The sequence below is a fragment of the Rhizobium sp. P1_E6 genome (assembly GCF_056405875.1).
In genome coordinates this window covers 20,169-29,868 of the sequence record NZ_JBFUBG010000082.1, presented here as the reverse complement: position 1 = coordinate 29,868, position 9,700 = coordinate 20,169, and the positions used below count along the sequence as shown (strand labels likewise).

Below are 9,700 nucleotides of genomic sequence, written 5' to 3'. Positions count from 1 at the left end.
GATCAGCACGGGAGACAGCGCGATGATCGGAATCGTGTTGAACAGAACGACCACAGGGAAATAGATGCTGCGGATCAAGCGACTGTGCACGAACATGGTTGCGAGGAGAAAGCCGATGGTGTTGCCGACCGCGAAACCCGCCAATGCCTCAGCAGCAGTTGGACGAATGTTGTCCCAAAGCAGGGCCTTTTGATCCCAAAGAGCGTGAGCCACGGTTAAGGGATCGGGAGCAATGAACGGCTTCACCTCGAAGCCGGTGATGATTGCCTGCCAAAGGGCGATGAGGGAAATCAGGCCGATCAGCGGCCATGCCCATGTCAATGAGTTCTTCAATGATGATCTCCTGAGCCATGTGCCTTTTCCAGGACGGTGCGGAGGCGCGAGGTAATCTGGAAAAATTCAGTTGAAGTGCGATCAATGGTGTTGTTCGGCTTGCAATCGTCAAGATCGATTTCTTCGACGATTCTGCCCGGATGAGCACCCATGACCACCACGGTTTCGCCGAGCAGTGCGGCCTCCGTCAGGCTATGTGTGACGAAAACAACCGTTGTGCCGGTTTCCCGCCAGATCTTGAGAAGCTCATCGTTCAAGCCATCGCGGGTGATCTCGTCCAATGCCCCGAACGGTTCGTCCATCAAAAGAATTTCGGGCTGCGTTACCAATGCGCGCGCGATTGCCACACGCTGGCGCTGTCCCCCCGAAAGTTGCCAAGGGTATGCATTTTCACGGCCTTTCAGGCCGACCATGGCGAGGAGCTCGCGCGGATCGCGGGAGGGCCTCTTCAAGCGCGACCAGCCGCCGACCTGAAGCGGCAATGACACGTTTTCAAGAGCCGTACGCCACGGAAGAAGAGTTGACTCCTGGAATACGAATGAGAACCGCCGCTTCTGGCGGGCCTCTTTCGGACTTGCGCCGAACACCTCGATTTTGCCGTTCGTGCTATCGAGGAGGTCTGCGATGTTGCGCAACAGGGTGGATTTTCCACAGCCTGACGGCCCGATCAGCACGATGAACCGACCTGCTTCAGCGTTCAAGGTGACGTCTTGGAAAGCGCAGACCTGTCCAAAAGACATCGAGAGGTCTGCGATGTCTATCGCTTGCTTGGTTGTCATGTTTTTCAGCCTAGTTTCGCCCGCGTGTCTGCGGTGCGCTCGAGGATCTCCCAGGTCACGCATTCATCAAGAACGGGGACCTTGCCCGGGAATTTTCCGATCTCACGGAAGAGATCCACCTGCTTTTGCAATTGTTCGCGAGAGTGCCAGCCCCAGCCATGCTCCCTGGTGGTCTCATCGAACGACAGCGAGGCGATGAGGTCGACGGTCTGATACTCGACCTGTCGATCGAGTGCCGGATATGCGTCGCACATGATATCCACTGCAGCGCGGCGGTTCTCGTAGGCCCAGGCCCAGCCCTTTGAGAGGGCGCGAACGAACTTCACCAGGTTTTCTTTCTGCGCAGGATAAGCCTCCGCCGACGTGAAATAGGAGTTGGCATAATTCGGCGCGCCGATTTTGGCGGGGATCAAGGTGATGATGTCCGGACCCAGAACAGACAATGCCTTTGTGTTCGTGAGGAAACCTGTGACGGCATCGACTTGACCCGCCAGGAGGGGCGTCATATCAGCGCCCATAGTCACTACTTTGACGCTGTTCCGGTCCAATTTGTTCTGGGCCATGATCAGATCGAGCAGATAGCGACCGTTAGGATTGATCGCGACTGTCTTGCCCACCAGATCTTTTGCCATGCGGATCGGAGACTTCGGAAGCGAAACATAGGCGTATGGCGAATACCGGAGACCGCTCGCAAACAGCATCAACGGACGTCCGGCCTCGAATGCCGTAAAAAACTGCGCCGTCGACGAAAGCTCGCCCATCTGAGCCTGGCCAGCCAGGACAGGAGGTACTGTCTGGGCATTCGGCCCGCCAGGACCGAAGGTCACATCGAGCCCCTCGTCCTTAAAGAAGCCTTTCTTCTGGGCGACGATATCCCCGAGTTGGCCGTTTCCGATCAGCCAGTCATACTGGATGCGGACACCAACGTCCGATGCCTGCGCGTTTCCAAATGAAACGAATGTCCCGCCGATGGTAGTTGCCGCGGCAGTTTTCAGAAAGCTTCTTCTGTTCATGACAACGATCTCCCAGTTGGTGTGACAGCCGGACTTTTCGATCCCCTTGTTGGCTGACGCGATCGTTGTAATGTTCATTTCTCGGCTGGCATAGAACCAGTCTGTTCAAATTTCAGAACCAGTTTACAGCGAATGGCTCGGTGGTTTGGCGTCTCCAAATCTGTTGCACCTGCTTTGCGACGTCTTTGAGCAGCCGGAGAGGCTTGGGATTTGCTGGCGGGCTAGAGTTTAAGCTGCATCGAGGGCCAGATCGGTCTTTAATTCGACGCCGAATTCGTCGAGTGGACGTCAACGAGGACGGCAAGATCGACGGAAAGATCACGGTTAACACGATCCTCGCACTTACTTCGATGCCCTTCATATTGATGGCTTCCTTTCCGAGCTCTAAATGGATCAGCCGTTGGTCAAGGCTGCGAAGCTGAAGAGCTAACGCGATGTCCTCAAGGCCGACGGAGAAAGGATCTGCTCATTTCGCCATGCGCAGTCGTCTCTCACGCCTTGATAGGGTTCGAACTCGTGACCATCCTGTTGGCCTTAATACGCAGCAAGGTTCGACGGTTTCAATGGGTGGCTAGCGGTGGCGTCACCTTCGGATGGCACGCTGCCCTGACTACAAAACTCGATCTTTGACAAACGGCATTCAAAGGCAACTGATATCGAAGCCCCGAGCGCTGTCAGGTTTGGATTTGCTGTCAATAACCGCCCTGCGCCTCTGAGTTGGGTCATCTTACTGACTGAGGTGCTCAAGACATTGCTAGCATGATCGGTTGCCATGATGGTGTCAAACCTTCCGAAAGCACGTGCTCCCAGCGCCTCGACGTCCCCGCGATCGCGAAAGTCAGCGATCCCTTGAGGTCTGCAACGGTTCGGCCGACATCGTCGACCCGATACCGTTAACCTTCTCCAAAAACTCTTCTGGCGAATATAGCCGGATAATCGCTGCCGATGCGACGACGGCTCAGTGGTGCCGCAGCCGTCAACGTGCATGGAAAATCGCGCTTGTGGCCATTAGGATGGGGCCGAGGAGGTTTAAGTCTCTCCCTTGCTGCTTTGTTTTCTTGCAGCAACCTGGTCGATCCGTTTTGGCGGCGCCTTTTCATCATTCTCGACACGATCACGGTAAAGAGCAGCACGCGCAAGCATCATCAGAGTGATCGGCGTCGTCGCCGTTACAAAAATCCCGATCAGGATCTCGTGAGCCTCAAGTCGTCCTGAACCGACTGAGAAGAAGATCATCGAGGCGAGCATGATCCCGCCGATCCCCCAACTGGTTGCGAGCGTTGGYGCGTGAATACGTTCATAAAATGTCGGGAGGCGCAGGAAGCCTATCGCTCCGATCAATGCCAGGGAAGCGCCACCGAGAAGAAAGAAGGCGACAAAGATGGCCGCCCACAACGGGATATCTGCAGCCGCAGTCATTCTATCACCTCACCCCGCATCAAAAACTTGGCCAGCGCGACGGAGGAGACAAACCCCAAAATCCCGATCACCAATGCCGCTTCGAAATAGACGACGCGACCCGTGCCGACGCCAAAAGTCACAAGCAACAGCATGGCGTTGATGTAAAAGGTGTCGAGACCGACAATCCGATCTTGAGCGCGAGGCCCGATGACCATGCGCACCGAAACAATCGCCATCGACGCGACCAGCATCAACTGAGCGATCGAAACGGCGCTGAACAAGATAATTGCGCTCACGCGAAGATCTCCATCAGCAGCTTCTCATATCGATTTTTGATCGTGTCTCGCCACACGGTCTCGTTCTGCAGATCGAGGACATGGAGAAGGACGGAATTCTCGTTGGAATCGTATTCAAGCCAGGCAGATCCCGGCGTGCTCGTCAGGATCACTGCAAGAACGGCCAACGCGAACGGGCTTCTCATTTCGAGATGAATGGTCAGAAATCCCGGATCGTGCTGGCGCGAATCGCTCCGGATAATAATGCCCGCGACCGCAATGTTGGATTTGGCGATGTCGTAGAGTACGACGAGAAAAAGTTTGGGCAGCAGGTACCACTTCACCAATCGCGGCTTTTGCGGACGCAAGGACGCCATCGCCCAACTGGCGAACACGGCGACGAAGATACCCAGAATAAGATGACCGAGCGTAAAGCCGTTGAGCAACAGCCACATGACGAGTAGCGACAGCGAAAGAACGGGATAAGGCAGCATCAGTTGCTCTCCGTTCCGGGCGCCGCCAGGCCCCGATAGCCCGGGACCTGTAGCGCATTGTGGACCGCATCGATATAGTTTGCAGGCTTGCTCAGCGTGCGAATGGTTACGTCCATATATTGCAGGACCGGCCCAGCTTGCACGGTCAAGACAAGGGTGAGCACCAGCAAAAACAGCACGGGGACGATCTCGATCACAAGGACACGCGGAACCGTGCCTTCGATCGAGCTCCAGAAGGTACGAATGCCGGCGCGCGTCATGGAAATCAGCGCCGCGATACCGGAGAGGATGACGAGCACGATCAGTGTCCAGATTGCCGCGGTCGGCGGCACCCCGATCGCACCCGTGCCCATCATTGACGACAGCATTGCAAATTTGGCTATGAAACCGGAAAGCGGCGGCAGACCGGACAGCAGGATCCCGCAGGCAGCAAAGCAAATGCCCAGTATCGCCATCGTCCCGGGCATCGTCACACCCTCTTCTTCATCGGGGGTTTGCTCGTCGGCGTCCCCGTAGGCTTCCATCGTTACCGCAAGGACGTTGGCGCCGGCGTCCTGTCCGCGCTCGACAAGTTCGATCAGCATGAAGAAGGCACTGATCGTCAGTGTTGAACTGACGAGATAAAGGAGCGCACCGGATGATACGGCGCCGTCATTGATACCGAGGACCATCAACAGGGTGCCCGACGAGACGAGTACGGAAAACCCCGCGAGCCGGCCGAGCGCCTGGGATGCCAGCACGCCGATCGTCCCGAAGACAAGCGTCGCCACACCACCGTATAGGAGCACGATGGCGCCAAAGCCGGCCAGCGGCCCCTCTCCGAACAGAAGCATYGTCAGGCGCAGGATTATGTAAATCCCGAGCTTGCTCATGATGGCAAACATTCCAGCCACTGGAGCTGACGCCGCACTATATGCTGTCGGCAGCCAGAAACAGAGCGGCCACATCCCCGCCTTGATGAGGAAGACTACGCCCAAGATCGCCGCTCCTGCCTCCATGAGCATACGGCGATCGCGCTCCATTTCGGGAATGCGCGCTGCAAGGTCCGCCATATTGAGGGTCCCGGCCGTGCCGTAAATCAGACTCACACCGATGAGGAACAACAGGGCTGCCACAAGGTTGACGGCGATGTAGTGCAGGCCCGCCTTGACCCGAAGCGGACCGGAACCATGCAGCAGCAGACCATAGGACGCCGCCAGCATGATCTCAAAGAACACGAATAAATTGAACAGATCAYCGGTGAGGAAGGCACCATTGACGCCGACCAACAGGATCTGGAACATGCTGTGGAAATGCGCGCCGACCGCGTGCCAACGTGCGAGCGAGAAGATCAGCGCAGGAACGGCCAGCAACGCCGTCAAAAGCAGCATCAGTGCCGACAGTCCGTCAAGTACCAGGACGATACCGAAAGGGGCCGCCCAGTTACCGAGCAGATAGATGCCGTCGAAGGCGTTTGGGCCGCTTTCAATGCGAAACAGGCAAATGGCGATGGCCGTCAGAACGAAGGTCGATGCAAGACTGATCATCGCCTTGGCTAACCGTTGACGCTCGTCGACGAGCAGCAACAATGCGCTGGCGACCAGTGGTACGAGTACCGGAGCAATGATCAGATGGTGGGCCCAGGCATTCATCGCGGCTCATTTCTCCCGTCGACATGGTCGCTGCCCGTCAGACCGCGCGACGCCAGAAGTACGACCAGAAACAAGGCGGTTGTCGCAAAGCCGATGACGATAGCGGTCAGAACCAGAGCCTGTGGAACCGGATCGGCCAGAGGGCCCGCCGCATCGTCAGTAAGAATAGGCGGGACGTTTGCCTTGACGCCGCCGACCCCGAAGATGAACAGGTTGACCGCGTATGAAAGCAGTGAAAGGCCGACGATCACCTGGTAGGTTCGCGGGCGCAAGATAAGCCAGACACCACAACTGGTCATCACCCCTATGGCAATCGACAGGATCAGTTCCATCACGCCTCCTCCGATTTCGCCGCGTCGATCATCCGCAGCCGGTTGATGCGCAAGGATTGGTGTGCGAGTGCGACAAGAATGAGCACCGTCGATCCGACGACAAGGCAGAAGACGCCCAGATCAAAGAGCAGCGCAGTGGCCGCGGGCACTTTTCCGATCAGCGGCAGATCGAGGTAGCGGGAGTGCGAAGTCAGGAACGGATAACCAAGGAACCAAGCCCCGACCCCGGTTGCAACGGCGGTCAGCAGTCCCGCGCCCATCCAGCGGAGCGGCAGGATGCGGATGCGATCCTCTGCCCAGCGTGTTCCTCCCGCCAGATACTGCAGCAGAAAGCCGATCGACAGCGTCAGGCCTGCCGAAAAGCCGCCGCCCGGCAAATCGTGTCCGCGGATGAAGAGGTAGACTGAGAAGGTGATGATGACTGGAAAAAGCCACTGCATGATGACCGATGGCACCAGCAGATAGTCGCGCACGGTATCGCCGGCAGACCGCTCTGGCCGCTCCTCGTCAAAGCGGTTTTGCGCTTGCTGCTGCTCCGGCGCCCTCATGCTGTCTTCGGCAGGCCGGAAACGGCGCAACAGCCCGTAGACGGTGAGCGCAACGACACCGAGAACGGCGATCTCTCCCAACGTATCGAAACCACGGAAATCCACCAGAATGACATTGACGACGTTGCGGCCACCACCCTCGGAATAAGCATTCTCCAAAAAGTAGTTGGCAATCGCGTCCGGGACCGGCGTCGTCATCACGGCGTAGGCGGCGAAGGACATGGCGACGCCGCAGAGAACGGCCAGTGCAAGGTCACGAAACCGGCGAAACCGTGCTCTCAACGTCATCGCCTCGCCAAAACCCTCAGTCCGTTTGGGCAGCCAGCGCAGGCCGAGCAGGATCAGGACGGTCGTGACGATTTCGACGAGCAACTGGGTGATCGCGAGATCGGGCGCCGAAAGCCAAATGAACGTGATGCAGACGACGAGACCGACACCGCCGAGCATCACCAGTGCGGCCAGACGGTGGTATTTCGCCGTATACGCTGTGCCAAGCGCAAGGCACACGCCAATGATCCAGATCGCCGTGAAGGCGGGATCGACGCTCGCGTAAGTAACTGGACGGCTTTCGAAGCCACTCAGATAGAGCGGCAACGTGCCTGCGGCAAAACCAGCCACGATCAGCCAGCGCAGCTGGGGTTGCAGCTTGCGCGTGCCCAAGCGCCCCTCGGCGAGGCGCGCCCATCGCCAGGATAGTTCGACAATTACGCGCTCGAAGACCCGTTGCCCCTTGAGCCTGCGAAACAGCGGCGGACCGTCATCGCAACGATTGAGGTAATCCTTCAGCAAAAAATAGATGAGCGCACCACCGACGAGTGCGATCGCGCTCATTATGAGCGGAAGGTTGACGCCATGCCAGATCGCCAGGCTGTATTCGGGCGTAGCCGTCCCGAGCACGCTGACCACGGCGCTGTGAAGAAACGGACCAATCGATATTGCCGGAATGATGCCAACGATCAGACAGACGATGACGAGGAACTCGACCGGAAACCGCATCCATCTGGGTGGCTCGTGGGGACGGTTGACCGGCAGATCGGTCGGCGGCGGACCAAAGAAAACCGTGTGAATGAACCGCAGCGAATAGGCCACGCTGAAGGCACCGGCGAGGGTCGCGACATAGGGAAGAATACGGTCGAGGATCGAATCGGCATGGGTCTCCACCGCCTCGGCAAAGAACATTTCCTTGGACAGGAACCCGTTGAGGAGGGGCACGCCAGCCATTGCGGCACTTGCCACGATCGCCAAGGTCGCTGTGAAGGGCATGAAGCGGAAGAGACCGCTGAGCTTGCGCATGTCGCGTGTGCCGGTCTCGTGATCTATGATGCCCGCTGCCATGAAGAGCGACGCCTTGAAGGTCGCGTGATTGAGCATATGGAAGATGGCGGCCACGGTCGCCAATGGGCTGCCGAGGCTCAGCAGTGTCACGATCAATCCAAGATGGCTGATGGTCGAATAGGCCAAGAGGCCTTTCAAGTCGCGCTGGAACAGCGCAAAATATGCGCCCAGCAGCAGGGTTGAGATCCCGGCGACGCCGACGATCCAGAACCATTCGTACGTCCCCGAAAGCACCGGCCAGAAACGCACCAACAGGAACACACCGGCTTTGACCATGGTCGCCGAGTGAAGGAAGGCCGAAACCGGCGTCGGGGCAGCCATGGCGTTGGGAAGCCAAAAATGGAATGGAAACTGCGCGCTCTTTGTCAAAGCGCCTAGCAATATGAAAATCAGCGTTGGCAGATAGAGAGGATGACTGCGAACGATGTCGCCGGAATCGAGTATCTTGTCGACGTCATAGCTGCCAACCACGTTGCCGAGCAGAATAAAGCCGATCAACAAGCAAAAGCCGCCAATCCCGGTAATCGTGAGTGCCATTCTGGCGCCATCGCGGGCATTGGCATTATTGTGCCAATAGCTGATGAGCAAGAACGAGAAGATGCTGGTCAGTTCCCAGAACACGGACAGCAGGATCACATTGCCCGAGACGACAATGCCGAGCATGGCCCCCATGAAAGCAAGAAGGAACGAGAAGAACCGTGGAACCGGATCCTCCTCGGACATGTAGTAGCGCGCATAAAGCACCACGAGAAGGCCGATTGCGGTGACAAGCATGGTGAAAATCCATGCAAAACCATCCATGCGCAACGCGAAGTCCAGGCCGAACTGCGGCAGCCATTCGGCGCGAAACCGCACTACCCCGCCGTCTGCGACCGCCGGATACAAGCTTCCTGTGAGCAGCAACAAAGCGGTGACGACGATAGCTGCCAAACCTGCAGGCAGGCGTGGCGAAGTCGTCTTGAGTAAGAGAATGGAGAGGAGACTTCCGACGAAAGGCAGAAGCAGCAGAACGACAATCAAAAATGGTTCGGCTGTTATCCCAATGCCTCAATCCTCCAGAAAATCGGTACCCATCGCTTGGGGCAACTGTTCAACTGCCGTCTAGCAATCGGGGCTTTGTTGCTCTATATGGCTTATATCAACCAATATGGGCGACTCTGAGCGATGGGTCAAGCAAGCGGGACAACGATTTTGACACCGGAGTTGTGCCRCGCTGCACGCGGTCTCCTGGATTGGACACAAACGGACCTTGCCGAACGCGCGGGCGTATCGCGCAGCACCATCAGGGACTTTGAAGGTGGCCGGCATGATGTCCATCGTGCCACCGAAGCTCAGTTGCGTCTTGCGCTTGAAGTCGGAGGGGCGGTTTTTATTCCCGTCGAGGGCGGCAAGATAGGGTTATGTACCGGCTGACATCGCATGGATGGCGCGGAGCCTAGGAGAGGGACCGATGAGCGCCGCCTCGAGAGCGTTGCCGAAAAGCTCGCTGCGGTCCTGCGGGTCACGTGCGGGCGTGAGGAAAAGTAGCGGCAGAAGCAGCGATCCGAAGGAAACGCGGG

10 protein-coding genes are annotated in these 9,700 nt (G+C 57.6%); 1 reads left to right on the top strand and 9 read right to left on the bottom strand.

Features of this window, described 5'->3' with window-relative positions; all coding sequences use genetic code 11:
• The 9 genes from AC1D35_RS27675 to AC1D35_RS27635 all read right to left on the bottom strand — a co-directional run.
• On the bottom strand, positions 1 to 333 hold a 333-nt coding region (locus AC1D35_RS27675), incomplete at its 3' end, for an ABC transporter permease (protein WP_477941103.1).
• Positions 330 to 1,112: an ABC transporter ATP-binding protein gene (locus tag AC1D35_RS27670; protein WP_477941102.1), complete on the bottom strand. Its 783-nt coding sequence runs from the start codon at positions 1,110 to 1,112 to the stop codon at positions 330 to 332. The genes AC1D35_RS27675 and AC1D35_RS27670, both read right to left, overlap by 4 nt.
• 5 nt (positions 1,113 to 1,117) lie before the next feature.
• A complete protein-coding gene (locus AC1D35_RS27665) occupies positions 1,118 to 2,125 on the bottom strand; it encodes an ABC transporter substrate-binding protein (RefSeq protein ID WP_477941100.1) in 1,008 nt (335 codons plus the stop codon).
• Between the two features lie 1,029 nt (positions 2,126 to 3,154).
• Complete coding sequence (mnhG, locus tag AC1D35_RS27660; protein ID WP_477941098.1) at positions 3,155 to 3,544, bottom strand: monovalent cation/H(+) antiporter subunit G; 390 nt, start codon at positions 3,542 to 3,544, stop codon at positions 3,155 to 3,157.
• On the bottom strand, positions 3,541 to 3,822 hold the full coding sequence (locus AC1D35_RS27655) for a K+/H+ antiporter subunit F (RefSeq protein WP_113013683.1): 282 nt from the start codon (positions 3,820 to 3,822) through the stop codon (positions 3,541 to 3,543). Before AC1D35_RS27655 ends, mnhG begins: the two co-directional genes overlap by 4 nt.
• Entirely contained in the window at positions 3,819 to 4,295 is a 477-nt protein-coding gene (locus tag AC1D35_RS27650; protein ID WP_477941096.1) for a Na+/H+ antiporter subunit E, read from the bottom strand. Before AC1D35_RS27650 ends, AC1D35_RS27655 begins: the two co-directional genes overlap by 4 nt.
• The gene (locus AC1D35_RS27645; RefSeq protein ID WP_477941093.1) at positions 4,295 to 5,926 is read right to left on the bottom strand and encodes a monovalent cation/H+ antiporter subunit D; all 1,632 of its coding nucleotides are present in this window, start codon (positions 5,924 to 5,926) and stop codon (positions 4,295 to 4,297) included. Before AC1D35_RS27645 ends, AC1D35_RS27650 begins: the two co-directional genes overlap by 1 nt.
• Entirely contained in the window at positions 5,923 to 6,258 is a 336-nt protein-coding gene (locus tag AC1D35_RS27640; protein WP_477855542.1) for a Na+/H+ antiporter subunit C, read from the bottom strand. Before AC1D35_RS27640 ends, AC1D35_RS27645 begins: the two co-directional genes overlap by 4 nt.
• Positions 6,258 to 9,179: a monovalent cation/H+ antiporter subunit A gene (locus AC1D35_RS27635; RefSeq protein WP_477941107.1), complete on the bottom strand. Its 2,922-nt coding sequence runs from the start codon at positions 9,177 to 9,179 to the stop codon at positions 6,258 to 6,260. Before AC1D35_RS27635 ends, AC1D35_RS27640 begins: the two co-directional genes overlap by 1 nt.
• Before the next feature lie 126 nt (positions 9,180 to 9,305).
• On the opposite strand from AC1D35_RS27635, the gene AC1D35_RS27630 reads away from it, so the two are divergent.
• A complete protein-coding gene (locus AC1D35_RS27630; RefSeq protein WP_477941090.1) occupies positions 9,306 to 9,554 on the top strand; it encodes a helix-turn-helix transcriptional regulator in 249 nt (82 codons plus the stop codon).
• Positions 9,555 to 9,700: the final 146 nt, after the last annotated feature.